The following is a 23,731-nucleotide window of genomic DNA, read 5'->3' as shown; positions in this document are numbered from 1 at the left end:
TTGACGGATGCTGGCGCTTCGGCTGGTGTTATCGACGTTTAGACCAGGGCCTTCTCCACACCCAATCGAGGTTTTCTGAGCCCGCATGCCTGCCGAGATTCGCACGGCCCGCGCGTCCGACGTCGATGACCTCGCGGCCATCGAGAAGGCTGTTTTCTCAAGCGACCGCATTTCTCGCCGTTCCTTTCGCCAATTGATCGAACGCGAGACCGCCGAGATGCTAGTCGCCGAAAGCGAGGGCCGCATCGCCGGCTATGCGGTCGTGCTGTTTCGCAAGGGCAGCGGCGTTGCGCGGCTCTATTCCATCGCCATCGATCCGTCTTTCGGCGGGCTCGGCATTGGCCGCATGCTGCTGGGGCGAGCCGAGGAGGTCGCCTTCGAGCACAACCGCATGATGCTGCGTCTCGAGGTGCGCGAGGACAACGGCCGGGCCATCCGCATCTATGAGCAGAGCGGCTACCGCAAGATCGGCCGCGAGCCGGGCTATTACGAGGACGGCGCCACGGCGCTGCGCTACGAGAAGACCTTGCGCGGCGACATTCCTATCGCCACCAGGGTGCCGTTCTACCAGCAGACCTGCGAATTCACCTGCGGCCCGTGCTGCCTGATGATGGCAATGGCCAATTTCGATCGCGGCTTCGTGCCCGACCCGGTCATGGAAATCCGCTTGTGGCGCGAGGCGACCACCGTTTTCATGATGTCGGGGCCGGGGGGCTGCGAGCCGTTTGGTCTTGCCGTTGCGGGCCACGAAAGCGGGCTCTCTGCCGAGATCTATGTATCCTTCCATGGCGCGCTGTTCCTGCAGTCGGTGCGCAGCCATGACAAGCGCCGGGTGATGGAGCTGGCGCAGGTCGACTTTCGCCGGCGCGCGGAACGTTACGGCATCCCGGTGAATTACCGTCCATTCGCCATTGACGACATCCGCACGGCGATCGCAGAAGGAAAACTCGTGTTGGTCCTGATCAGCGGCTTCCTGATGTTCGGCAAGAAGGTTCCGCACTGGGTGCTGGCCATCGGCGACGATGGCGATCATATCCTGATCCACGATCCCTGGGTCGAAGACGAGAGACAGGAAACCATCCTTGATGCCGCCAACATTCCGGTACCTTACGGCATCTTCATGAATATGGCGCAGTTCGGCCGCGACGGATTGCGTGCCGCCATCACCCTCGGAAAGCGCGACAGCCAATGACTTGGGTCATCCTTACCGGCAGGCAGAACGACCTCGATCAGGTGGCGACACCGCACAAGATCATCACCAATCGCGACTATCTTGCGCATCCGGCGCTGTTTCGCGGCCAGCGGCCGAAGGTCATCAACCTGTCGAACAATTATGGCTACCAGAGCCGCGGCTACTATGCCTCGCTGCTCGCCGGCTCGCGCGGCCACAAGGTCATTCCGACGGTCGAGACGATGATCGACCTGTCCGAGCGCAAGCTCTACGAGCATGCGCTGCCGGAGCTGGAGTTGGCGCTGAACAAGTGCCGCAAGGATCTCGGCGGCGCCTTTCCGCAAAAAGTCTGCATCTTCTTTGGCATCGGCCCGTCGAAGATATGGGATCGTTTCGCCAAGCTTCTGTTCGACTGGTTCCGAGCGCCGGCGCTGGAAGTCCACATCACGGACAGCGCCGAATGGGCGTCGATCCGCAAGATCGGCTTCCATCCGCTGGCCAGGATGACCGAGGAGGAAGAAAAGCGCTTCCTTCAGTGCCTCGAGACTTACACCAACCGCGAATGGCGCGACACCAAGGGCCGCACGCCGTCACGCTACACCTTCGCCACGCTGGTCGATCCGCATGAGGAACTGCCGCCGTCAGAGATCTCGTCGCTGCGCTACTGGGCCAAGATCGCCGAAAAGATGGGTGTCGAAATCGAGCCGATTACCAAGAAGGATCTGGCCAAGCTCGCCAATTACGACGCACTGTTCATCCGCGAGACCACCTCGATCTCCAACCACACTTACCGCTTCGCCCGCCGCGCCCAGCAGGAAGGCATGCCGGTCATCGACGATCCGCTGTCGATGATCCGCTGCACCAACAAGGTCTATCTCAACGAGCTGATGACCTACAACAAGGTGCCGGTGCCGCCGACGGTGATGATCGCCGGCATCTCGGACCTTGAAGTGGCGGCGCAGACGCTGGGCTTTCCGCTGGTGCTGAAGATCCCGGACTCGTCGTTTTCGCGCGGCGTCAAGAAATGCGCCACCCTCGAGGAGCTGAAGACGCTTGCCACCGAATGGCTTGAGGATTCCGACCTCCTGATCGCGCAGAAATTCATTCCGACCGAATATGACTGGCGCGTCGGCGTGCTCGGCGGCCAGCCTCTGTTTGCCGTGCACTATCTGATGGCCAAGAAGCATTGGCAGATCGTCAACCACAAGGCGAACGGCAAGCCCGACCAGGGCGGCATAAAGACCTTCACCCTGAAGGAGGCGCCGGCCCATGTCGTCGAGACGGCGGTAAGGGCGGCGCGCTGCATTGGCGACGGCCTTTACGGCGTCGATCTCAAGGAGACCAAGGACGGTGTCTTCGTCATCGAGGTAAACGACAATCCCAATCTCGACCATGGCTGGGAGGATTCCGGCGAAAAGGACGAGGTCTGGGTACGGCTGACGCAGTGGTTCCTGGAGCGGCTCGACCGGCCGGGACGATAATCAGAGTAGGGGGCAGAGGTGCTGTTTTTCGTGACCGAGGATTTTCGCGGCTGTGACCGCAAGGAGATCTACCGTCGCTTCCGCGACCAGGGCCGCCTCAAGCCTGATGCGCTCGTCGTGCATCACAGCTGGATCGCAGCGGATATGAGCCGCTGCTTCCTGCTGGTGGAGGCCGATGACGTCACGCTCCTGCAGCGCTGGGTCGTCGAATGGGCGGATCTGGTCGAATTCGAGATCGTTCCCGTGGCGACGAACAGGGACATGGTAGAGGCATTGAGCGGCCACCTCTGAGCGAACAACCGCCGTCATCGGCTCTCGGATGGCCGAGCGATCAACGCCGGCGAACCCACCGAGCGCAGGCATTCCTCGACCAGCCACGCCTTGAACGCCGCCACCACGTCGCGCCTCAAGCTTCGTTGCGGGATCGTCAGGCAATAGGGTTGGCGCAACCCCAGCGCCTGTGCGACGGGCCTGACCAGCCTGCCTTCCTCCACCGCCTCGGCGCAGAAGACACCCTGCGCCAGCGCCACACCAAGGCCTGAGATGGCCAGATCGAGCGCCGCCCGCGACGAGTTCGCCGACAGACCGTGCTGGCTGGCGCGGCCGGGTTCGATGCCGGCCGTCTCGAACCAGTTGTGCCAGGACGGGAAGGAGGCGCCTGTCGGTCCCCAATCCGTGTGGATCAACGGCAGGCTGGCAAGGGCGGCGCCGTCAAGGCCGCCGATCCCCCTTGCCATCCCAGGTGCGCAAACGGGATAGACGGCATCGCTCACGATCTCTTCCGTTGACTGGTCGCGATAGTGGGAGCGCCCATAGGAAAGACGTATATCGATCAGGTCACGGTCGAACGACACCGGATCGTCTTCGCCTCTCAGCGATATGTCGACCGCGCCGTGGCTGGCGACAAAGCTCTTCAGACGCGTCGAGAGCCAGCCCATCGCCATCGACGGCGGCACCGAGACGACGAGCCGCGATCGAAACTCCGCGCCGCCGAGCTCGCGCGACACGCTGCCGATCTCCTCGAAGGCCGTTGTCAGTCGAGGCAGCATCTCCCGGCCCGCATCGGTCAGAACGGCGCGACGGTTGACCCGGTGGAACAACTTGCGGCCCATCTGGTCCTCGATGGTCCGGATCAACTGGCTGACCGCGGCCGCCGAAATCGATAGCTCTTCGGCTGCGGCGGCAAAGCTGCCGCAGCGCGCCGCGGCCTCGAAAGCCTGGAGTCCCCGCAAGGATGGAAGTGCGACCATGACGACCAATAGATAAGTTGACCTTATCTAAATCGCAGAAATCCTCGTTTTGCGAAAGCTGTTTTGGCGATTAGGCTCCTCTGATCGACAGTGCGGGATCAAACCAATGGACCATCGCGACGTGATCGCATCGCTGACGCAGCAACAGCGCGATCGGCTGACCGCCAAGTCGGATCGCCTCGGGCTGCTGCAGCTTGCCGGTCATTGGGGAGCGATCACCGTCATTGGTGCGCTGATCATCGCCAAGGTGCCGTACTGGCCGCTGCTGATGCTGCCGCAAGGCATCCTGATCGTTTTCCTGTTCACGCTTCTGCACGAGACGGTCCATCGCACGGCTTTCGAAACACAGCGGCTGAACGATTTCGTGGCGCGCGTCTGCAGTCTGGCGATCGCGCTGCCGGCCGACTGGTTCCGCTTTTTCCATTTCGCCCATCACCGCTTCACCCAGGATCCGGAAAACGATCCGGAACTGGCCTTTCCCAAGCCAGAAACCTGGCGTCAGTATCTGATCCACGTCTCAGGCATTCCGGTGTGGTGGGGTCACTTCAAGACGCTCTACACCAATGCCACCGGCCGATGCCGGGACAGTTACGTGCCGCCAAAGGGCCGGCCCAAGGTGCGCGCCGAGGCCCGCGCCATGATTGCCTTCTATGCCTTCCTGCTGGTGCTGGCCGTCTGGTTCCGGGCAACCACGCTGCTCTATGTCTGGATCGTGCCGGCGCTTCTCGGACAACCGTTCCTGCGCCTCTATCTGCTGGCCGAGCACGGCCGTTGTCCGCTTGTCGCCAACATGCTGGAAAACACCCGGACCACGCTGACCAACTGGTTTGTCCGCAAGCTCGCCTGGAACATGCCCTTCCACGCCGAGCATCATGCCTATCCGGGTGTGCCGTTCCATCAACTGCCGGCGTTTCACGCCCTGATCGAGCGTCATCTCAAGGAGATCGAAGCCGGTTACGTGCGTTTCCATGAAAAATACATCGAGACGCTGCGCTGATAGCAGATGTCTAGGGTTGACCCGATGTTTGGCTCAGTGGCCGTCGCATTCAGCTTGATCGCCCGATCGCAGCTCTTGTCTTCAGCAGGCGGTTGATGTCGGTCGCCTTCGACGGCACGCCGATCAAATAGCCCTGGGCCTCGACGCAGCCTTCGCTGCGCAGGAACTCAAGTTGTCCTTCGGTTTCGACGCCCTCGGCGGTGACGGTGATGCCAAGCTGCGCACCGAGCCCGATGACCGTCCGCACGATCGCGGCCGTGTCGCGGTTGTCGATGTCGCGGATAAAGGAGCGGTCGATCTTGATCTTGTCGACCGGAAAGCGGTGGAGATATCCAAGCGAGGAGTAACCGATGCCGAAATCGTCCAGTGCGATACGGATGCCAAGGTCGCGCAACTGCCTGAGCGTTCTGAGCACTGTCTCGCTCTCGTCCATCAGCACTGTTTCGGTGATTTCCAGTTCAAGCCGATCCGCCGGCACGCCGGAAAATGCCAGCGCCGAGATGACGCTGCGGGCAAAGGTGCCGCTTTTGATCTGCACTGCCGAGACGTTGACTGCGATACGCAGCCCATGCGGCCAGCCCGCTGCAACCGTGCAGGCTTTCCTCAGCGCCCATTCTCCCAGCGGCACGATCAGCCCAATTTCTTCGGCAACCGGGATGAAGTCGTCTGGCGGCACCAAGCCGCGTGCCGGCGAACGCCACCGCATCAAGGCTTCGGCGCCGACGATTTCGCTGGAAGCGATGTTCATGATGGGTTGGAAATCCAACTCGAATTCCCGCTGCTGCAGCGCTGTCTCCAGATCGGTTTCAAGTGCGCGGCGCGCCCGCACCATCGCATCCATGCCTGGCTCGAAGAAGCGATAGACATTGCGTCCTTCGCTTTTTGCCCTGTAGAGGGCCATGTCGGCATTTTTCAGCAGCGTGTCGGCATCCCTGCCGTCGTCGGGAAAAAGGGCGATGCCGAGGCTGATGCCGACATGCATATCGCGGCTTTTGTCGCGAAATGGATGATGACGAACTCGTCGCCGCCGAAACGAGCGACTACGTCCGTTTCGCTGCGTAAACACCGTTGCAGCCGTTCGGCCACGCATTTCAGCAGCCAGTCGCCGGCCGGATGCCCCCAGGTGTCGTTGACGGCCTTGAAGCGGTCGAGGTCGAGCGAGAATATCGCCAGGTCCGTGGCCTCGCCCAAGGCCCGGTCGAGCCGTTCGCGGAACATCGATCGATTGGGCAGGTTGGTCAGCGTGTCGTGGTGCGCAAGATGCGTCATGCGCTCTTCGACGCGCCTACGCTCGGTGACGTCGTCGAAGGTCGCCACCCAGCCTCCGCCACTCATCGGCCGCCGTACGACCAGAAGCGTTCTGCCGTCGCCAAGATGGCGGTCGGTCGATCGCATTTCCCCGGCTTGAAGGCTGGCCACGGTGTTCGAGATTTCATTGTCAATATCGATCCCCGTATAGATGGCCAGGCGTACGAGCTGCTCGAGCAGATCGCGGTGGCTCATGCCAAGCGGAAAGTCGGCCGGCGTCACGCGGTATAGTTCCAGAAAACGTCCGTTGCGCACGATCAGCCTGCCATCGGCATCGAACATCAAAAGCCCTTGCGACATGTTAGCCAATGCCGCGTCGAAGCGCCGATGCTGCTCCTTCAGCTCCTGCTCGGCACGCCGTTGCTCGGTGATGTCTTCATAGATCGATACCCAGCCACCCGAATCCAGCGGCCGGTGCGAGATGTTGATGATGCGGCCATCGGACAATGTTTCCTCGTAGGTCGAGGGTTTCGCCCGGTCGATATAGGGCTTGCGGATAGCGTAGAGTTCTTCGGCGCTGTGCGAGGCGACACCGATGTCGACGCTGTGCTGGAGAATGTCGAAAAACCGGATGCCCGGCTGCACGATCTCGGCGTCGAGGCAGAAGATGCTGATGTAATTGCCGTTGCATATGATCATGCGCTCGTCGGCATCGAACATGCCCAGGCCATGTGACATGTTCTCGACGGCGGCCGAGAAACGATCATTCTGTTTGCGCAGCTCGTCCTCGATCCGCGGCAGGCTCACGCCTTCGGCCCTCCGTCCGCGGACGGGCAAACCAGCCTTGGCATGAGCGACGGACATGAGGCGTGCCTGCAGACCGTGATCGAACACGGCACTGTTGCCCTTTCCGGTTAATTTAACGTTTTTCGGTCGGCGGGCTGCACCATTTAGCGCCGCGATTTCTCGATCGCCGCATAGCGTTCGAGGAACGCGTTTTGCGCCCAGGTCACCGAACGCGGGGTGAAATCGAAGCGGTCGGCATCGAAGCCGCATGGCCGGCCGAAGAATTCGGTCGCCTCGGCGGTCGAAAAGCCGGCAAGCAGCGTCGCCTCGAAATAGGCGGCGATCTGGTCGGCGCGCTTGATCTCTTTGCGCAGGCCAGCACCGAGCTCGACCGGCAGCGAAAAGCGCTGGTGGATGGCACGCTGGAGTCGAAGCTCGCAATCCTTGTAGCTGCCGCCCATCACCGATTTGAACGGTGAGATCATGTCGCCGATCACATATTCCGGCGCGTCGTGCAGCAAAGCGGCCAGCCGCGCGTCGGCCGGGGCGTCCGGTACCAGCTCGCCGAAAAGCGTCTCGACCAGCAGCGAATGCTGGGCGACGGAAAAGGCGTGGTCGCCGCTGGTCTGGCCGTTCCAGCGGGCGACGCGGGCAAGCCCATGCGCGATGTCTGAAATCTCGATGTCGAGCGGCGAGGGGTCGAGCAGATCGAGCCGCCGGCCCGACAGCATGCGCTGCCAGGCGCGCGGCGGCGCGCCGGCACGGTCGGCCGCCATCAGGCCTCCTCCGCGCCGACGGATTCCTGCGGGCCAACGGTTTCCAGCGGAAAAGTGAATTTCGCCCAGGCGGGGATGGTGAGCGAGACAGTGACGTCTTCCGCCATGATCGGCTGGCCGTCGTCGAGCGCCGCCTTGACGCGGTCGATACGGGCTATGGCCAAGCCTGTCGCGCCGGCGGTGGAGCCAAGCGTGCCGACCGGTCGCCCGGCCACGGTCAGTTCGGTGCCGGGAGCCGGCAGGGGCCGTTCGGCCGAAGCGATCAGCACCCGCCGTCTGGCAGTACCGCGATGCTGCATGCGCGAGACCACCTCCTGGCCGACATAGCAGCCCTTCCTGAAGCCAACGCCGGCAATCTCATCGAGCAGCACATCATGCGGGAAGGCCTCACCAAGCTGATAGTCGCTGCCACTTTCGGCAATACCATGGGCGATGCGCAGGGTCTCCCATGCCGCCGGGTCGCCGCCCGCGGTAGTGGCGCCATAAAAGCGGCTGACGGCTGCGTCGAGGAACCGTGCATCGGCAACCCCGTTTGCCTCAAATTGTGAAGCCGCTGAATCATCTCCCCATGCAACAGTGACAAGACCCTGATCGGCCTCGACAATCTCGACTTTGGCGCGCAATTTGTAGAGCATCAGCCGGCGCATGAAATCGCTTGATATATCGGCTCGGCATTCGAGCCGGAAGGAATTCTCGCCAGCCCGCGAGATCAGGAAGTCGAACAGAATCTTGCCTTGCGGCGTCAGCAAGGCGCCGGGCTTTGCTTCGCCGGCAGCCAGTGCGTCGACTTCGGTGGTCAGAATGTTCTGCAAAAAGCCCTCCGCATCCGGGCCTGACACGGAAACGAGTGCGCGGTCTTTCAATTGGGCAAAGGGCATGGGTGGAAAGAACCTGATCTTGCAAAACGGTCGGCCATTACGTAAGCCGCTGGCACTCCCCCCGCAAGAGACCGGATCAGCATGGCCATGACCTACGACCTCATCCTGACAGGCGGAATGGTGGTCAACCACGATGGCGAGGGCCGGCGCGACATCGGCATCAACGGCGGGCGCATCGCCGCCATTGGCGATCTAGGCCGGGCTTCCGCCGGCGAGACGGTCGACTGCCGCGGCCTGCACGTCCTGCCGGGCGTCGTCGACAGCCAGGTGCATTTCCGCGAGCCGGGGCTGGAGCACAAGGAAGATTTGGAGACAGGCTCGCGGGCAGCGGTGCTAGGCGGCGTCACCGCAGTCTTCGAGATGCCCAACACCAACCCGCTGACCACCAGCGAGGCAGCCCTTGCCGACAAAGTGCGGCGCGCTTCCGGCCGCATGCATTGCGACTTCGCCTTCTGGGTCGGCGGCACCCGCGAAAATGCCAGGGATGTTGGCGACCTCGAACGGCTGCCGGGAACGGCCGGCATAAAAGTTTTCATGGGCTCGTCCACCGGCGACCTTTTGGTCGAGGACGATGAGGGCGTCGCCTCGATCCTGAGGAACACCCGCCGCCGCGCCGCTTTCCATTCCGAGGACGAATTCCGGCTGCGCGAGCGGCTTGGCGAACGTATCGAGGGCGACCCGTCCTCGCATCCGGTCTGGCGCGACGAGATCGCGGCACTTCGCTGCACCGAGCGACTGGTGCGCATCGCGCGACAGGCCCGCGCGCGCATCCATGTCCTGCACATCTCGACCGCCGAGGAAATCGCCTTCCTCGAGCAGCATAAGGATGTCGCGACCTGCGAGGCGACGCCGCATCATCTGACGCTGAGCGCGGATGATTACGCACGGCTTGGCACGCTGATCCAGATGAACCCGCCGGTGCGCGCATCGCGCCATCGCGACGGCATCTGGCACGGCATTCAGCAAGGTATCGTCGATGTGCTGGGTTCCGACCATGCCCCGCACACGCTGGGCGAGAAGGCAAAACCCTATCCGGCCTCGCCATCGGGCATGACTGGCGTGCAGACGCTGGTGCCGATCATGCTCGATCACGTCAATGCCGGGCGGCTGACGTTGCAACGTTTCGTCGATCTGTCGAGTCACGGCCCGCAGCGCATCTTCGGCATGGCCAGGAAAGGCCGCATCGCCGCTGGCTACGACGCCGACTTCACGATTGTCGATCTGAAGCGTCGCGAGATCATCACCATCGCGCAGGCAGGCTCGAAGTCCGGCTGGACCCCGTATGACGGAAGGAAGGTGACCGGCTGGCCTGTCGGCACAGTTGTGCGCGGCCGGCGCGTGATGTGGGAAGGCGAGATCGTCACGTCAGGACAGGGCAGGGCGGTGGAATTTTCCGAGGCTCTGTCGGTCTAGCCGGGCTTGTGAGCCAGGAAGGGTAATGCAGCTCAATCCCCGGCGACGAAGAAAGTCCACTGTCCCGCGGGCGTGATGCCGACGCGGTAGAAGATGTAGGCGCCGAACTGCTTCATGCTGTCATAGTCGCCGGCGGTGACGATCTTGAACAGCTCGACCCGCTGTCTGGCGTCGAGCTTGTCCAGCGGCAGCGCGAAGAAATAGGGCCAGACATAGAGCTCCTGCGGCGTGCCGACATCGACATGGACGTAGCCGGCACTGAGCACCTCTTCCAGGATGGCGAGGATCTCCTGGCCTTCCGTGTCGCCCGAAAGACCTTTTAGGAAGGTGATCGGGTCGCCTTCGATCTCGCTCAGCGACAATTGGGTCATCGTGTCGCCTTTGCCGATCAGCGGCCGGAGCCTTTCGATGTCGCCGCTCTTGCAGGCCTCGATCATCAGATTGTGCATGCGCCTGACCGGCTCCGGCAGCTTGCCGAGATCGTAGAGGACTTCGGGCAAGGGTTCATCCGGATCGACATGCGGATTGGCCAGGCCGCCATCGTCCGCTGGGCCCTTTGGTTCGACCTGTTCCGGCTCATCGGGCGTCGTTGGCTGACTGGCCGCGGGCGGCGTCGTGCCGAGCGGGTCGGGCATCGGCACTGTAGTTTCGTCGTCGGCGGGTGGCGCGACCGGTGAAGGAAGATCCTCGCGCTTGATCTCACTCAGCGCGTAAGCGGGGTTGAGGCAGAGCGCCAGCGGAACCGCGGCGAAAAAAGCGGCGAGCCAGATGCTGAGGACCAAGCCACGCGGCTGGCCTGACATCAAAGAATTCACCGCCTGCCTCTCCATGACTTTCTGGACCCTTGCCGGCCCAGGCCTTTACAGATGCCAAGCCCCGTAGGTGCCCTGGGCATGATGCCCAAGCGGCACGTCGTCGTCAAAGAGCTTGATGCCGGTTTAGTGCCGCAGACGTTCTGGTTCGAAAGCTCCGGCTATCACCTTTTCACGCATGCGGTCGAGCAGGGCAAGGGCCGAGGTCTCGCCATTGGCGCGCAGCATTTCACCGAACGCGGTTTCAAGGGCGGCCTCCGCGATGATTTCCGGCTCGATTCCGGCCGAAAGCCCTTCCGCCCAGGCCTCGCTGTGGCTTTCCACGGCGGTCAGGCGCTTTTCTTCCCTGACCAGCGCGTCGATGTCGTTGACGCCATGTTCCATTTGCGATGTCCACCCTTTTCAAGCGGCGATCCGACAGATGCGGATCAGGCTTGGGCTGTCCCTTTGTTACATGCAGGTCAAGTAAGTACTTGTAAATACGACATTTCTAGGGTCGCCTCTGACAAATCTCGTCGCGTCTCGTAAACCTGCGTTCGATCCGATTCAAAACTTAGCCGATTAGGCCGGCGAGCGGGATGAAAACCTTCAGTTTGAGTTAATTCCACATCCACGCGGTAACGTTTCGTTAATACCGTTGCAGAAGTGCAACACAAGGATTGCACTAAGATGCCGCCGGACACAAGCAGGGAGATGTCAAGGTCAGTTGCCGTAGCGTGAGGCGATGTCGCGCGACAGCGTCTCGCCTTCCTTCATGTAGCGGCTGATCGCTTCGGTCGCCGAGGCGGTGCATTGCGTGTAGGTGCCGCCGAAGGAGCGATAGCCGCGGTTGAAGCTGGCAATGAAGCGGGCGCGCCGCTCCGGGTCCGGGTTTTCCGAAGCAATCAGCTTCTCCATCTCGACCCGCCACTGGTCGCCCTTCTCGCCGCACAGATTACGCAGGAAATGCAGCGATCCAAGCACCTCCGCCAGTCGCATCAGCCCAGGCTCGAATGGGGCTTCGGCTGCCAGCGCCGGCCGCATCGCCGTGCTGGCGGCGAGGCATACGGCAAGGAACAGCGAGGCACGGGTCATAAGGCTTTGTGGCGAAACAATTTGCCGTCTGCAAGGCGATTTTGAAGGTTTACGCCCCCGCATTCCTGAGCAATTCGTCGGCAACGGCAAACACCGAGCCGGCAAGCGGCATCGCCGTCATTTCGCTGAGCGTATAGAAGGCGGCAGTCTCGGCGTCGTCGCTGGCCAGCGCCTCGCCATCGGCATAGGTCGCGCCGAACACCGTCAACCGGTAATCGACCGGATGGTTCTCGTCGCTTCCGTCGATGTGGATTTCGCGCAGCGGCCGATAGCCGTCCGCGCGCAGGCCGGTTTCCTCCAGCAGTTCGCGGGCCGCTGCTTCCTCCAGCGTCTCGCCGGCCTCGACCTTGCCGCCTGGGAAAGCATAGAGGCCTTGCGAGGGCGGCCTTGCCCGCTTGACCAGCAGCACAGTGTTCCCACGCACGACGGCGACCGAGACTGCCGGAATGATCCTGCGTGTTTCCATGAGTTCCCGCTTGATAGACATAGCCCATTGTGGACCGGCCGTCGGTGAACAGCTTTAGCGGTTGCGAAAGGCATGTTCCATCGCCACTTTCACATGTCATCAGTCGAAAGTTGATTTCATGTGCGGACGCTTTGCCCTGACCGCCACCCCGGACCAGACCGCTGCCTTCCTCGGGCTGACGGAACTGGAGGACTTTCCGGCCCGCTACAACATCGCGCCGACGCAGCCGGTGCTGATGACGCTCGCCGGCCCACCACTTGCGCCGGGTTCGAACCTGCCCGACCGACAGGCGATGCTGGTGCGTTGGGGGCTGATCCCCACTTGGGTGAAAGACACCAGGGAGTTTCCGCTGCTGTTCAACGCGCGCTCGGAAGGAGCGGTGGAAAAGGCCTCGTTTCGCACCGCCATGCGCCATCGTCGCGCTTTGGTGCCGGCCTCGGGGTTCTACGAATGGCAGCAAACTGGTGGCAAGAGGGGGCAACCGTACTGGATCAGGCCCAGGCATGGCGGGCTGGTCGCTTTTGCCGGGTTGATCGAGACCTATGCCGAGCCGGGCGGCTCGGAAATGGACACCGGTGCCATCCTGACCGTCCATGCCAATGCCGACATCGCACACATCCATGACCGGATGCCGGTGGTGATCCACCCGCAGGATTTTGCCCGCTGGCTGGACTGCCGCTCGCTCGAGCCGCGCGACGTGGCCGACCTACTCAGACCGGCACAGCTCGATTTCTTCGAGGCTGTCCCGATTTCCGACCTTGTCAACAAGGTCGCCAACACTGGACCGGAGATTCAGGAAAGGGGCATCGTGGGGCCGGAGTCCGAGAAGGCCAGGCGCCAGAAGACTGGCGCGGACGACGGGCAGATGACTTTGTTTTAACAGTAGCGGCTGTTTGTTGGGCCGCTTCAACGCCCTCATTGCCGGCGCCCCATTTACTGGCGGCCGGCACGTCACATCAGGCAGCGCGAGGCGATGTGATCTTTTGCGCCGGCTTTTTCTTCTTCGCGGTATGGAGAAGGGCGGCGACGATCGCGGCCGGGCCGATCGCCCGGTATTGGCTGGCAAGCGCTGGTTGCTTGGCGCTGGAGTCCTGCTTGGTTCGGGGCATTTTTCTCTTCCCTGGGTAACGTCTTCGTGTCCGGGTTTGCTGGTCGAATCCGACCAAATCGTGACATCTGGTGATCTAGCCGGCGAATGTTTCATGACTGTGCCGACATGTTTAATAAAATGTTTCACTGCGTCATTACCTGTGATCCAGCGACTCTTTTGCCGAAAGTTGCGACTTGACGGCAACACTGGGTGAGGCGATAAAGCCGCTCATGAGAACGTCTTTCGCCATTTGTGGCATTTGCATTATTGGCTAGCCTCGCGCTGGTCTGGACGTTTTCGCCTATCTTCCTTCTAGAGTGGACAAACGCCCCGGCCAGCAGGCTGGAATCTGACTGGCGTCTCGGCGCGAGAATGACTCCCAGCCCAAACAAAAGTACCGGACTGGGAAGGCATGAATGTCTGACGCATCGAAGGGCCTGCGCCTCTACAACACGCTGACGCGGACGAAGGAGGATTTTACTCCGATCGATCCGCTGAGTGTGCGCATGTATGTCTGCGGCCCGACGGTCTACGACTTTGCCCATATCGGCAATGCGCGGCCGGTGATCGTCTTCGATGTGCTCTTCCGTCTATTGCGCCAACTCTACGGCGAAAAGCACGTCACGTATGTGCGCAACATCACGGATGTCGACGACAAGATCAACGATCGCGCCCTGCGCGATTTCGGCGGCGAGATTGCCGCGGGAAAACTGTCGCTGAACGAGGCGATCCGTCGGGTCACGGAAAAGACCGCCGACCAGTTCCATAGGGATGTGGCGACACTCGGCTGCCTGGAGCCGACGGTCGAGCCGCGCGCCACCGAGTTCGTCGAGCCTAGGCCAGACGGCAAGACCGACATGATCTCCTTGATTCAACGCTTGATCGAACGCAGCCATGCCTATGTTGCGGCAGGCGAAGTTCTGTTCGACACCGCCTCGATGCCGGACTATGGCCAGTTGTCGAAGCGCAATCTCGATGAACAGCAGGCTGGCGCCCGCGTCGCCGTCGATGCGCACAAGAAGAACCCTGGCGATTTCGTGCTGTGGAAGCTGTCCTCGCCGGAAGAGCCGGGCTGGGACAGCCCGTGGGGCAGGGGCCGGCCGGGCTGGCACATCGAGTGCTCGGCGATGTCGGCTGCCTATCTCGGCGAGGTCTTCGACATCCACGGCGGCGGGCTCGACCTGATCTTCCCTCACCACGAGAACGAGATCGCCCAGTCGCGCTGCGCCCACGGCACTGAAACGATGGCCAAGGTATGGATGCACAACGGCTTTCTGCAGGTCGAGGGACAGAAGATGTCCAAGAGCCTGGGCAATTTCTACTCGATCAATGAATTGCTGGAGACGGATACCTTTGGCGGCCGCAAATGGCCGGGGGAGGTGCTCAGGCTGGCGATGCTGATGACGCATTATCGCGAGCCGATCGACTTTTCCGTGCGCAAGCTGGAAGAGGCAGAAAATACGCTGCGCAAGTGGAAACGGGCGGCGGATCTGGCCCCAGCGGCGGCGACGCAATTGCCGGTGGAAGTCGTGGATGCTCTGTCGGACGATCTGGCAACCTATGCCGCGTTTCAGGTGATGACCCGGCTTGCTGGTGAAGCGGCAGAGGCCAACGATGCCGCCGCTTCGCTGAAGGCGTCGCTATCGTTCCTCGGCTTCGATGTTGGCGCGGCTAAGGTCGATGAAGACGGGATCGCCAAGACGATCGCCAGGCGTCTGGAATTGATCGCCGCCAAGAACTGGGCCGAGGCCGACCGCATCCGCGACGAGTTGCTGGTGCAAGGCGTGCAGTTGAAGGACGGTAAGGACCCCGTCACTAGCGCCCGCATCACCACTTGGGAGGTGAAAAGATGATCGACCACCTCGGCATCACCGTCACCGATTTCGACGTGTCGAAAGCCTTCTACGACAAGGCAATGGCGCCGCTCGGTGCCTCGCTGCTCTACATGGTGCCGCAGGAATATACCGGTGGCGCCAAGGTCGGCGGCTATGGCCGTGACCGGCCGGTGTTCTGGCTGCATCAAGGCAAGGATAAGCCGAAGGACCGCCAGCACGTCGCCTTCACTGCGCGTAGCCGAGCCGAGGTCGATGCCTTCCACGCCGCGGCAATCGCCGCCGGCGGCAAGGACAATGGCGGGCCGGGCCTGCGTCCGCACTATCATGCGAACTACTATGGCGCCTTTGTCTTCGACCCAGACGGCAACAATGTCGAAGCCGTCTGCCATGCTTCGGAGTGAAGCGATGAGCCTGGACAACAGACCGGTCTACACAGGCGGCTGCCAGTGCGGCGCCGTGCGCTTCCGTATCGAAGGCGCGCTGGGTGACGCCTCCGTCTGCCATTGCCGCATGTGCCAGAAGGCAAGCGGCAATTTCTACCTGCCGCTGGTGTCAGTGCGCGGCGCAAAACTCGACTGGACACGCGGCGAACCCAAACGCTTCCGCTCCTCCAACGCTGCATTGCGCGGTTTTTGTGCCGATTGCGGCACGCCGCTAACCTTCGAGGCGCCCGACGGCATCGCACTCGCCATCGCGGCCTTCGATGACCCGGAGGAGATCGCGCCGACGATCCAGTGGGGCACCGAAGCAAAACTCCCCTATGTCGATCACATCCACGAATTGCCCGGCGAGGACACGATGGCCGATATTTCGTCGGCGTCCTATCTTGCCGATCTCGTCTCTTACCAGCATCCCGACCACGACACCGAACAATGGCCGCCGGAGGAAAGATCATGACCGAAACCGTTCGAACCGGCGGCTGCCAGTGCGGCGCCGTGCGTTTCCGCATTCGTGGGGCGCTCGGGCGCGCTTCCATCTGCCATTGCCGCATGTGCCAGAAACAATTCGGTTCCTTTTTCGGCGCGCTGGTGACGGTGCCGAAGGACGGCGTCGAATGGGTGCGCGAGGAGCCGAGCTATTTCCAGTCTTCGGTCAACATCGATCGTGGCTTTTGCAGCCGCTGCGGCACGCCGTTGACCTATCGGCAGCCCGGCGGGCTCGAGATCGCCATCGGCGCTTTTGACGACCGTTCCGACCTGGCGCCGCAGATCCAGGTCAACTACGCCGCCCGGCTGCCCTGGGTGGAGAAGATATTCGAGGCACCGGTCCATCACGATCCTGACTATTACAACCGGCAGGAATCGATCATCTCCTTCCAGCATCCGGATCACGAGACGGCCAATTGGCCGCAGCAGGGTCTGAAATTATGAGCCCAGAATCCGTGAGCAACGAACTCCGCACCCTCTATCCGGAGATCGAGGCCTTCGAGTCCGGTATGCTGGATGTTGGCGATGGCCATCAGGTCTATTGGGAGCGTTCCGGCACCAGGGGCGCGAAACCGGCTGTGTTCCTGCATGGCGGACCGGGCGGCACCATTTCGCCGAAGCACCGGCGGTTGTTCGATCCGAAGCTTTACGATGTCATCCTGTTCGACCAGCGCGGCTGCGGAAAGTCGACGCCCAATGCCTCGCTCGAGGCCAACACCACCTGGCACCTGGTCGCCGACATCGAGCGCCTGCGGGAGATGTGCGGCTTCGACAAATGGCTGGTGTTCGGCGGCTCGTGGGGCTCGACACTGGCGTTGGCCTATGCCGAGACGCACCCCGAGCGCGTCAGCGAGCTCGTCGTGCGCGGCATCTACACGCTGACGCGCGCGGAACTCGAATGGTATTACCAGTTCGGCGTCTCGGAAATGTTCCCCGACAAATGGGAGCGCTTCCTGGCGCCGATCCCTGAGGCCGAACGCGGCGACATGATGGCCGCTTATCGCAAGCGGCTGGTCGGCAGCGACCGCAAGGCGCAGCTTGAGGCCGCTCGCGCCTGGAGCCTTTGGGAAGGCGAGACGATCACGCTGTTGCCCGAGCCGGAAACCAGTGGCCCGTTTGGCGAGGACGACTATGCCGTCGCTTTCGCTCGCATCGAGAACCACTATTTCGTCCATGCCGGCTGGCTGGAGGAGGGGCAGCTGCTGCGCGACGCGTGGAAGCTGAAGGACATCCCCGGCACCATCATCCATGGCCGCTACGACATGCCGTGCCCGGCGCGCTACGCCTGGGCGCTGCACAAGGCGTGGCCGAAGGCGGATTTCCACCTGATCGAGGGCGCCGGCCATGCCTATTCGGAGCCGGGGATTCTCGATCGGCTGATCCGGGCGACGGATAAGTTTGCGGAGAAATGATCATGGGCCGCGAGCGCCTCTATCTCTTCGACACCACACTGCGCGATGGCCAGCAGACGCCGGGCATCGACTTTTCCGTCGAGGACAAGATCGCCATCGCCAAGCTGCTCGACGAGTTCGGCATCGACTATGTCGAGGGCGGCTATCCCGGCGCCAACCCGACCGACACCGCCTTCTTTGCCGAGCACCGCACGACTAGCGCCAAATTCGTCGCCTTCGGCATGACCAAGCGGGCAGGGGTTTCGGCTTCGAACGATCCCGGCCTTGCCGCACTGGTCCAGTCGAAGGCAGATGCCATCTGCTTTGTCGCCAAGAGCTGGGACTACCATGTCCGCGTCGCGCTAGGCTGCACCAACGAGGAAAACCTCGAGGCGATCAAAGCCTCGGTCGAGGCGGCGGTTGCCTCGGGCAAGGAAGCACTGGTCGACTGCGAGCATTTCTTCGACGGCTTCAAAGCCAATCCGGACTACGCGCTGGCCTGCGCCAGGAGCGCTTACGACGCCGGCGCGCGCTGGGTGGTGCTGTGTGACACCAATGGCGGCACGCAGCCGTCGGAAATCCGCGCCATCGTCGAGAAGGTCATCGCCTCAGGCATTCCCGGAGGCCACCTCGGCATCCATGCCCATGACGACACCGGCCAGGCCGTGGCGAATTCGCTGGCCGCCGTCGAGGCTGGCGTGCGCCAGATCCAGGGTACGCTGAACGGCATCGGCGAGCGCTGCGGCAACGCCAATCTGATCTCGATCGTGCCGACACTGGCGCTGAAGCCGGCCTTTTCCAGCCGCTTCGAGACAGGCATTTCGGCCGAAGCGCTGGCCGGGATATCGCGCCTGTCCCGCGCCTTCGACGAATTGCTGAACCGCGCGCCGGAAGCGCAGGCGCCCTATGTCGGCGCATCCGCCTTCGCCACCAAGGCAGGCATCCATGCCTCGGCGTTGGCCAAGGAGCCCGCCACCTACGAGCATGTGCCGCCGGAAGCAATCGGCAACCGCCGCCGCGTCATGGTCTCGGACCAGGGCGGCAAGGCCAATTTCCTCGCCGAGTTGAAACGACGCGGCATCGATATGCCGAAGGACGACCACCGGCTCGACGCGCTGATCTCTGTGGTCAAGGAGCGCGAGGCCGAGGGTTACGCCTATGAAGGCGCCGACGCCAGCTTCGAGTTGCTGGCGCGCAAGATGCTGCACGGACTGCCGGAATTCTTCAGCGTCACCTCGTTCCGCTGCATGGTCGAGCGCCGCTTCGACGCCAACGGCCAGTTGAAGACGGTCTCCGAGGCGATCGTCAAAGTGTTGGTCGACGGCGAGGAGAAGATGTCGGTGGCCGAAGGGCACGGCCCGGTCAATGCGCTCGACATCGCGCTGCGCAAGGATCTCGGAAAATTCCAGAACGAGATCGCCGACCTCGAGCTTGCAGACTTCAAAGTGCGTATCCTCAATGGCGGCACCGAGGCGATCACCCGCGTGCTGGTCGAATCGCACGACGGCACCGGCGCCCGCTGGTGGACGGTCGGCGTCTCAGAAAACATCATCGACGCTTCGTTCCAGGCGCTGATGGATTCGATCGTCTATAAGCTGATGAAGAACCGCGAGATGGCCGGGCTGGTCGCAGCAGAGTGAAATTGAGCCATCAGCGAAAGTCCATTGATCCATCAGAACTTTGCGATGGTCTTGGCACGGCGGCTGGCGCATAGCGTTGGGCCATGGCCACTGACGCAATTCAGATCGAGGCAGCAGACGCAAAGGCCCGGCGTGGCTTCCTGCTGGCCCTTGGCGCTTATCTCCTGTGGGGGCTGCTGCCCTTCTACAGGAAGGCGGTCGCACATCTGCCGTTGGCCGAAGTCATCGCGCATCGCATCGTTTGGTCGGTGCCGATCGCAGGGGCCGTTTTGATTTGGGCCGGCCGTACGGCCGATTTCAAGGCCGCGTTACGTTCGCCGCGCATCATTTCGATGGCGGGGCTGACGGCGGCGCTGATTTCGGTCAACTGGGGCATCTATGTCTGGGCGATCGCGGTCGACCGCACCATCGAGACTGCGCTCGGCTACTACATCAACCCGCTTGTCAGCGTCGTTGTCGGCGCGCTGCTGCTCGGCGAACGGCTCGACCGGCTGCAGATCGCGGCGGTGTTGCTGGCGGCCATCGCGGTCGCGGTGCTGACGATCGACGCCGGCAAGCTGCCCTGGGTGTCGCTGGTGCTGGCGTTTTCCTTTGCCGCTTATGCCTTCTTCCGCAAGACGCTGCCAATTGGTCCGAGCCAAGGCTTTCTGCTTGAAGTGCTTTTGCTGTCGGTGCCGGCGCTCGGCTACGTCGTCTTCCTCGTCGTCACCGGGCAGGACCATTTCGTCTCCAGCTCCCTGAGCGATACAGCGCTGCTGATCGGCTGCGGCCCGGTCACCGCCATACCGCTGCTGCTGTTTGCCTTCGGAGCCAAGCTGTTGCGCCTCTCCACCATCGGCATCATGCAGTATATCGCGCCGACCATTGTGTTCCTGATCGCCGTGCTGATTTTCGGCGAACCCTTCGGCAGCACCCAGGCCATCGCCTTCGGGCTGATCTGGACGGCGCTGGCGGTCTACTCCTGGTCGATGTTTTCTTCGGCGCGCAAGGCCAGCGCTACATCCCGCGCCCCAGCCGCCTGACGAACAGGTAGACGACTGCCGCGACGGTCAGCGATAGCAACGACACCACCCAAAACCCCATCGGCGTGTCGACCAGCGGCAGGCCGCCGACATTCATGCCGAACAGGCTTGAGATGATCGTCATCGGCAACAGCACCGCCGTCATCACCGACAGCATGTAGAGCAACTGGTTCGACTGCGTCGTCAGCTTGGCCATCAGCTCGTCCTGCAAGAGCCGGGCGCGCGCCTGCAATTGCTCGCCGTCATGATGCAATGTGTGGGCGCGGTGCGAAAGCCGGGCCGCCATGTCGTTGATTGGGTCGGGCAAATCGTTGCGATGCGAATGGTCAAGATGGCGGAACAGGCTGGTCAACGCCGCCATCTGCCGGTGGATCACCACCAATTGCCGGCGCGCATCGACCAGCGCCTGCCGCTCATTGTGCCATGCATCGCAGACGATGCGGTCCTCGATGCCGTCGAGCGTGTCGCCAAGGCTGCCGAGTTCCGTTGCCATCCCGTCGAGTGACTGGCCCATGACAGCCTCGATCAGTTCGGCGGGAGAGCGGAATTTACGCGACCCGTTGTCGATCGTTTTGCGGATATTGTCGACCGACCGGAGCGGTTGCTTGCGGCCGCCGATCAGCGTCGTGTCGTTGAAGGCGAAGCGGAAATGACCGAGCCCGCGCGCCTCCGCCGAATAGTCGTGGCGCAGGTCCGGCAGATCGCCATGGAGCCAGTCGCCTTCGAGGTCGATGTGGCAGCCATGGCCGGCCGACAGGAAGGCATCGCGCACCGATGGCGGCAAAGCCTGATCGGCGGCGATCTCGTGGCGGGCGCGCATGTCGGAAAGCTGATAGCTGCGCCACGTCCAGTGTGCTGCGGCCGGGTCTTTGGTTCGGGCGCCTTCGGCGGTGAAATGGTAGATGAAGAACAGCCCGTGCTCGTCGGGCAGATAAGGTGACAGGTCGCTGCCTTCCGGATTGAGAGCGATGTTCATGGTCGCTTCGCCAGGTTATCGAATACGCCCCGCGCGATGGCGGCCGGGCGATGATCCCTAGCACGGGCGAACCCGGTTTCGTGTGACGGTTTCTTGACAGCCGATCACAGGCAGTAGGGCAGTAGGGCAGTAGGGCAGTAGGGCAGTAGGGCAGTAGGGCAGTAGGGCAGTAGGGCAGTAGGGCAGTAGGGCAGTAGGGAAGGTCGTTCTCGGCAATTCACTTACTGCCCTACTGCCTTATTCCCCTACATTTTGTCGATCACCGACTGCACACCCTCGGTCGGCGCATCGACTGACGATCCAGTGACCATGATGGCGGCGACGATCGCTTCCGGATCATCGACCACCAGCGGCTTGACCCGCTGCGCGGTGTGGATGAAACCTTCCGCCATCATATGGTCGAGCAGTGCCAGCATCGGGTCCCAGAAACCCCCGACATTGCCGAAGACGATCGGCTTGCGATGATGGCCGAGCTGCGCCCAGGTCATGATCTCGATGATTTCCTCCACCGTGCCGATGCCGCCCGGCAACGCCACAAAGGCGTCGGATTTCTCGAACATCGTATGTTTGCGCTCGTGCATATTTTCGGTGATGACGAGCTCGTCAAGCCGGTCAAGCGCGGATTCGGTTGCCTCCCTGTTGATCAGGAAGCGCGGAATGATGCCTGTCACCTTGCCGCCAGCCCGTAATGCGCCTTCGGCAACCGCTCCCATGATGCCCTTGGTGCCGCCGCCATAGATCAGACGCAGACCGGACTTGGCAATCGAGCGCCCGAGCAGGTGTCCGGCCTTGGCATAGGTTTCATCGCGGCCCGGCGATGAGCCGCAATAGACGCAGATGGATCGAATCGTGTTCATGAGATGATTGGTGATTGGGTCTTTATTCGTGGTCAAGCCCGGCGCGGGCTTTTTCTTGTCGGCCCGTTTTCTTGTCGGCCCGTTTTTCTTGTCGGTCTGGGCAAAACAGGCTAGACCGGCATTAGGTGGCTAAGGGCAGGGAAATATGGCAATTAATCCATTAAAGGCGTTTTTGTTCGCCGCTGGCGGTTCCGTCGCTGCGGCGGGAACAGCCTATGTGTCGGGCGCGCTAGACCCGTATCTCAACCGCACGCCACCGTCGGAAGTGGCATCGCTGACGTCGCCGGTGGAGAAGCCGGCCAAGCCGGGGACCACGGGGCGGCTTCCCTCCGCACCGGCCATGGATACGATGGCGCCGGCAACGCCGGCTGAGACGCCGGCATCAGCCGAGGTGGCTGCTCCAAGTTTCGATGTTGTGCGGGTCGAAAGCAATGGCTCCATCGTCGTCGCCGGTAATGCGGCGCCCAACGCCAAGGTCGAAATCCTCAACGGCTCGACGGTCCTCGGTGCGACGGTTGCCGGTGCCGATGGCGCCTTTGCCATTGTTCTCGACGATCCGCTGAAGCCCGGCGACTACACGATCACACTGCGTTCGACGACGCCCGACAACGTCGTGAACCCCTCGGCACAGACCGCCGTCGTCTCAATTCCCCAGAATTCGGCCGGCCAGGTGCTGGCGATGGTCGAAGAACCCGGCAAGCCCTCCGAATTGCTCACCGTTCCTGCGCCCGAGAACCAGCCTGAATCGCCGCCTGCCGGGGACAAGGCGGCCGCTCCGGCTGCCGAGGACCCCGCTGCCGCCGCGCCGGCCCCAGCCGCACCGGCTGCTACGGCGCCGGCCACTGTCGAAGCCGCCCCCGCGGCTCCGGAAGTGCAGGTCGCACCCGCAACACCGGCCGCAGGGCCAAAAATCGTCGTTGAAGCCGTCGAGATCGACGGCAGCAAGATCTTCGTCGCCGGTTCGGCCGAGCCCGGCCGCAAAGTGCGTGCCTATGCCAATGACATCTTGCTCGGCGACGCAAAAACCTCGCCCGACGGCCATTTCCTAGTCGAGGCGACGCGCGACATTCCTGTTGGCACCTACACTATCCATGTCGACGCGCTCGATGCCGACGGGGTCAAGGTGGTGGCCCGTGCCGCCGTGCCGTTCGAGCGCGAGCCGGGAGAGACGGTCGCCGCCGTGGCGCCTGCCGAGCCAAAGCCGGCCGCGCCGGCAACCGAACCTGCCACGCCGCCTGCGGCCGCTGATGCGACGACGCCTGCCGCTCCTGCAGCCGAGGCTCCGGCCGGTGTAGCGGCTGCGACGCCCCCGGCTGAAGTGCCCGAGACCGCGGCACCGAAGCTCGAACACGCCGACAGCGCCGTCATCATCCGCCGCCACGATACGCTGTGGCGGATTTCACGGCGCGTCTACGGCCAGGGTGTTCGCTATTCGACGATCTATCTCGCCAATCAGGACCAGATCAGCAATCCCGACCGCATCTGGCCGGGGCAGGTTTTCAAGGTCCCGGAAAAATCGAAAGAAGGCGAGCCCGCCGACCTCAAGGCGATGGGCGACCAGATCACGGCGGCGCCGATCAAGACTGAGTAGAAATCTTTTCTTTCTTTTGCTGTCTTGCGGAAAGTTTGTTCATCGTCTATC

The 23,731-nt window shown here is 62.6% G+C and carries 24 protein-coding genes and 1 pseudogene; 14 read left to right on the top strand and 11 right to left on the bottom strand.

The features are described 5' to 3' along the window. Positions 1–85: 85 nt before the first annotated feature. From NKH73_RS05750 to NKH73_RS05740, 3 genes are read left to right on the top strand one after another with little or no spacing between them, the layout of a single operon-like run. Positions 86–1,192 (top strand): peptidase C39 family protein, encoded by a 1,107-nt coding sequence (locus NKH73_RS05750; protein ID WP_352928962.1) that lies wholly within the window; start codon positions 86–88, stop codon positions 1,190–1,192. Beyond that, positions 1,189–2,652, top strand: coding sequence for a RimK family ATP-grasp domain-containing protein (locus tag NKH73_RS05745; RefSeq protein WP_352928960.1), 1,464 nt, complete (start codon positions 1,189–1,191; stop codon positions 2,650–2,652). Before NKH73_RS05750 ends, NKH73_RS05745 begins: the two co-directional genes overlap by 4 nt. Positions 2,653–2,682: 30 nt before the next feature. Then, positions 2,683–2,943: a DUF3303 domain-containing protein gene (locus NKH73_RS05740; protein ID WP_352928958.1), complete on the top strand. Its 261-nt coding sequence runs from the start codon at positions 2,683–2,685 to the stop codon at positions 2,941–2,943. A 14-nt stretch (positions 2,944–2,957) separates the two neighbouring features. On the opposite strand, the gene NKH73_RS05735 is transcribed toward NKH73_RS05740, so the two are convergent. Next, positions 2,958–3,902, bottom strand: coding sequence for a LysR substrate-binding domain-containing protein (locus NKH73_RS05735; protein WP_352928956.1), 945 nt, complete (start codon positions 3,900–3,902; stop codon positions 2,958–2,960). Between the two features lie 106 nt (positions 3,903–4,008). On the opposite strand from NKH73_RS05735, the gene NKH73_RS05730 reads away from it, so the two are divergent. Continuing rightward, a complete protein-coding gene (locus NKH73_RS05730; protein ID WP_352928954.1) occupies positions 4,009–4,899 on the top strand; it encodes a fatty acid desaturase family protein in 891 nt (296 codons plus the stop codon). 52 nt (positions 4,900–4,951) lie between these two features. Here NKH73_RS05730 and NKH73_RS05725 read toward each other — a convergent pair. The 3 genes and pseudogenes from NKH73_RS05725 to ygfZ form a co-directional block, all read right to left on the bottom strand. Further along, a pseudogene (locus NKH73_RS05725) lies at positions 4,952–6,838 on the bottom strand (PAS-domain containing protein); the annotation flags it as partial. 259 nt (positions 6,839–7,097) lie between these two features. Beyond that, a complete protein-coding gene (locus NKH73_RS05720; RefSeq protein WP_352928953.1) occupies positions 7,098–7,709 on the bottom strand; it encodes an HD domain-containing protein in 612 nt (203 codons plus the stop codon). After that, complete coding sequence (gene ygfZ / locus NKH73_RS05715; protein ID WP_352928951.1) at positions 7,709–8,587, bottom strand: CAF17-like 4Fe-4S cluster assembly/insertion protein YgfZ; 879 nt, start codon at positions 8,585–8,587, stop codon at positions 7,709–7,711. The genes NKH73_RS05720 and ygfZ overlap by 1 nt, the downstream gene beginning before the upstream one ends. Before the next feature lie 81 nt (positions 8,588–8,668). Between ygfZ and NKH73_RS05710 the strand changes: the two genes are divergently transcribed. Further along, positions 8,669–10,000 carry a dihydroorotase gene (locus tag NKH73_RS05710; RefSeq protein ID WP_352928949.1) on the top strand — a complete coding sequence of 444 codons (1,332 nt, stop codon included), beginning with the start codon at positions 8,669–8,671 and terminating at the stop codon, positions 9,998–10,000. A gap of 32 nt (positions 10,001–10,032) precedes the next feature. Here the strand turns inward: NKH73_RS05710 and NKH73_RS05705 are convergent, their stop codons facing one another. The 4 genes from NKH73_RS05705 to NKH73_RS05690 form a co-directional block, all read right to left on the bottom strand. After that, complete coding sequence (locus NKH73_RS05705) at positions 10,033–10,815, bottom strand: hypothetical protein (RefSeq protein WP_352928947.1); 783 nt, start codon at positions 10,813–10,815, stop codon at positions 10,033–10,035. A gap of 123 nt (positions 10,816–10,938) precedes the next feature. Further along, complete coding sequence (locus tag NKH73_RS05700) at positions 10,939–11,196, bottom strand: hypothetical protein (RefSeq protein ID WP_008874920.1); 258 nt, start codon at positions 11,194–11,196, stop codon at positions 10,939–10,941. Positions 11,197–11,514: 318 nt separating this feature from the next. Beyond that, on the bottom strand, positions 11,515–11,886 hold the full coding sequence (locus tag NKH73_RS05695) for a TIGR02301 family protein (protein ID WP_352928945.1): 372 nt from the start codon (positions 11,884–11,886) through the stop codon (positions 11,515–11,517). A gap of 49 nt (positions 11,887–11,935) precedes the next feature. Then, positions 11,936–12,352: an NUDIX hydrolase gene (locus tag NKH73_RS05690; protein WP_352928943.1), complete on the bottom strand. Its 417-nt coding sequence runs from the start codon at positions 12,350–12,352 to the stop codon at positions 11,936–11,938. A gap of 118 nt (positions 12,353–12,470) precedes the next feature. Here NKH73_RS05690 and NKH73_RS05685 point away from each other — a divergent pair, with 118 nt between their 5' ends. Further along, complete coding sequence (locus NKH73_RS05685) at positions 12,471–13,232, top strand: SOS response-associated peptidase (protein WP_352928941.1); 762 nt, start codon at positions 12,471–12,473, stop codon at positions 13,230–13,232. A gap of 76 nt (positions 13,233–13,308) precedes the next feature. Here NKH73_RS05685 and NKH73_RS05680 read toward each other — a convergent pair whose 3' ends face one another. Next, positions 13,309–13,461, bottom strand: a complete 153-nt coding sequence (locus tag NKH73_RS05680; RefSeq protein WP_352928940.1) for a hypothetical protein — start codon at positions 13,459–13,461, stop codon at positions 13,309–13,311. A 397-nt stretch (positions 13,462–13,858) separates the two neighbouring features. On the opposite strand from NKH73_RS05680, the gene cysS reads away from it, so the two are divergent. The 7 genes from cysS (at position 13,859) to rarD (ending at position 20,256) form a co-directional block, all read left to right on the top strand. After that, positions 13,859–15,295 carry a cysteine--tRNA ligase gene (gene cysS / locus NKH73_RS05675; protein WP_352928939.1) on the top strand — a complete coding sequence of 479 codons (1,437 nt, stop codon included), beginning with the start codon at positions 13,859–13,861 and terminating at the stop codon, positions 15,293–15,295. Then, positions 15,292–15,678 carry a VOC family protein gene (locus tag NKH73_RS05670; RefSeq protein ID WP_352928938.1) on the top strand — a complete coding sequence of 129 codons (387 nt, stop codon included), beginning with the start codon at positions 15,292–15,294 and terminating at the stop codon, positions 15,676–15,678. The genes cysS and NKH73_RS05670 overlap by 4 nt, the downstream gene beginning before the upstream one ends. A 4-nt stretch (positions 15,679–15,682) precedes the next feature. Further along, positions 15,683–16,174, top strand: a complete 492-nt coding sequence (locus NKH73_RS05665) for a GFA family protein (RefSeq protein ID WP_352928936.1) — start codon at positions 15,683–15,685, stop codon at positions 16,172–16,174. Continuing rightward, on the top strand, positions 16,171–16,647 hold the full coding sequence (locus NKH73_RS05660; RefSeq protein ID WP_352928934.1) for a GFA family protein: 477 nt from the start codon (positions 16,171–16,173) through the stop codon (positions 16,645–16,647). Before NKH73_RS05665 ends, NKH73_RS05660 begins: the two co-directional genes overlap by 4 nt. Further along, positions 16,644–17,615 (top strand): prolyl aminopeptidase, encoded by a 972-nt coding sequence (gene pip, locus NKH73_RS05655; protein WP_352928933.1) that lies wholly within the window; start codon positions 16,644–16,646, stop codon positions 17,613–17,615. The genes NKH73_RS05660 and pip overlap by 4 nt, the downstream gene beginning before the upstream one ends. A 2-nt stretch (positions 17,616–17,617) precedes the next feature. Continuing rightward, positions 17,618–19,234, top strand: a complete 1,617-nt coding sequence (cimA, locus tag NKH73_RS05650; RefSeq protein WP_352928932.1) for a citramalate synthase — start codon at positions 17,618–17,620, stop codon at positions 19,232–19,234. A gap of 83 nt (positions 19,235–19,317) precedes the next feature. Then, on the top strand, positions 19,318–20,256 hold the full coding sequence (gene rarD / locus NKH73_RS05645) for an EamA family transporter RarD (RefSeq protein ID WP_352928930.1): 939 nt from the start codon (positions 19,318–19,320) through the stop codon (positions 20,254–20,256). Here the strand turns inward: rarD and NKH73_RS05640 are convergent. Then, on the bottom strand, positions 20,231–21,232 hold the full coding sequence (locus NKH73_RS05640; RefSeq protein ID WP_352928929.1) for a transporter: 1,002 nt from the start codon (positions 21,230–21,232) through the stop codon (positions 20,231–20,233). The genes rarD and NKH73_RS05640 overlap by 26 nt on opposite strands. Positions 21,233–21,477: 245 nt before the next feature. Further along, a complete protein-coding gene (locus tag NKH73_RS05635) occupies positions 21,478–22,089 on the bottom strand; it encodes an LOG family protein (RefSeq protein ID WP_352928928.1) in 612 nt (203 codons plus the stop codon). Between the two features lie 145 nt (positions 22,090–22,234). Here NKH73_RS05635 and NKH73_RS05630 point away from each other — a divergent pair, with 145 nt between their 5' ends. Next, a complete protein-coding gene (locus tag NKH73_RS05630; protein ID WP_352928927.1) occupies positions 22,235–23,680 on the top strand; it encodes a LysM peptidoglycan-binding domain-containing protein in 1,446 nt (481 codons plus the stop codon). The last annotated feature ends 51 nt before the right edge of the window (positions 23,681–23,731 follow it).

The organism is Mesorhizobium sp. M0938, from assembly GCF_040319125.1.
Taxonomy (GTDB): Bacteria; Pseudomonadota; Alphaproteobacteria; order Rhizobiales; family Rhizobiaceae; genus Mesorhizobium; species Mesorhizobium robiniae.
This window is presented reverse-complemented; position numbering and strand designations above follow the sequence as displayed.

Excerpts from the sequence above, each read along its gene's own strand:
- NKH73_RS05750 (WP_352928962.1), top strand. The coding sequence starts at position 86 with ATGCCTGCCGAGATTCGCACGGCCCGCGCGTCCGACGTCGATGACCTC.
- NKH73_RS05745 (WP_352928960.1), top strand. The coding sequence starts at position 1,189 with ATGACTTGGGTCATCCTTACCGGCAGGCAGAACGACCTCGATCAGGTG.
- NKH73_RS05735 (WP_352928956.1), bottom strand. The coding sequence starts at position 3,902 with ATGGTCGCACTTCCATCCTTGCGGGGACTCCAGGCTTTCGAGGCCGCG.
- NKH73_RS05730 (WP_352928954.1), top strand. The coding sequence starts at position 4,009 with ATGGACCATCGCGACGTGATCGCATCGCTGACGCAGCAACAGCGCGAT.
- NKH73_RS05720 (WP_352928953.1), bottom strand. The coding sequence starts at position 7,709 with ATGGCGGCCGACCGTGCCGGCGCGCCGCCGCGCGCCTGGCAGCGCATG.
- ygfZ (WP_352928951.1), bottom strand. The coding sequence starts at position 8,587 with ATGCCCTTTGCCCAATTGAAAGACCGCGCACTCGTTTCCGTGTCAGGC.
- NKH73_RS05710 (WP_352928949.1), top strand. The coding sequence starts at position 8,669 with ATGGCCATGACCTACGACCTCATCCTGACAGGCGGAATGGTGGTCAAC.
- NKH73_RS05700 (WP_008874920.1), bottom strand. The coding sequence starts at position 11,196 with ATGGAACATGGCGTCAACGACATCGACGCGCTGGTCAGGGAAGAAAAG.
- NKH73_RS05695 (WP_352928945.1), bottom strand. The coding sequence starts at position 11,886 with ATGACCCGTGCCTCGCTGTTCCTTGCCGTATGCCTCGCCGCCAGCACG.
- NKH73_RS05690 (WP_352928943.1), bottom strand. The coding sequence starts at position 12,352 with ATGGAAACACGCAGGATCATTCCGGCAGTCTCGGTCGCCGTCGTGCGT.
- NKH73_RS05685 (WP_352928941.1), top strand. The coding sequence starts at position 12,471 with ATGTGCGGACGCTTTGCCCTGACCGCCACCCCGGACCAGACCGCTGCC.
- NKH73_RS05680 (WP_352928940.1), bottom strand. The coding sequence starts at position 13,461 with ATGCCCCGAACCAAGCAGGACTCCAGCGCCAAGCAACCAGCGCTTGCC.
- cysS (WP_352928939.1), top strand. The coding sequence starts at position 13,859 with ATGTCTGACGCATCGAAGGGCCTGCGCCTCTACAACACGCTGACGCGG.
- NKH73_RS05670 (WP_352928938.1), top strand. The coding sequence starts at position 15,292 with ATGATCGACCACCTCGGCATCACCGTCACCGATTTCGACGTGTCGAAA.
- NKH73_RS05665 (WP_352928936.1), top strand. The coding sequence starts at position 15,683 with ATGAGCCTGGACAACAGACCGGTCTACACAGGCGGCTGCCAGTGCGGC.
- NKH73_RS05660 (WP_352928934.1), top strand. The coding sequence starts at position 16,171 with ATGACCGAAACCGTTCGAACCGGCGGCTGCCAGTGCGGCGCCGTGCGT.
- pip (WP_352928933.1), top strand. The coding sequence starts at position 16,644 with ATGAGCCCAGAATCCGTGAGCAACGAACTCCGCACCCTCTATCCGGAG.
- cimA (WP_352928932.1), top strand. The coding sequence starts at position 17,618 with ATGGGCCGCGAGCGCCTCTATCTCTTCGACACCACACTGCGCGATGGC.
- rarD (WP_352928930.1), top strand. The coding sequence starts at position 19,318 with ATGGCCACTGACGCAATTCAGATCGAGGCAGCAGACGCAAAGGCCCGG.
- NKH73_RS05640 (WP_352928929.1), bottom strand. The coding sequence starts at position 21,232 with ATGAACATCGCTCTCAATCCGGAAGGCAGCGACCTGTCACCTTATCTG.
- NKH73_RS05635 (WP_352928928.1), bottom strand. The coding sequence starts at position 22,089 with ATGAACACGATTCGATCCATCTGCGTCTATTGCGGCTCATCGCCGGGC.
- NKH73_RS05630 (WP_352928927.1), top strand. The coding sequence starts at position 22,235 with ATGGCAATTAATCCATTAAAGGCGTTTTTGTTCGCCGCTGGCGGTTCC.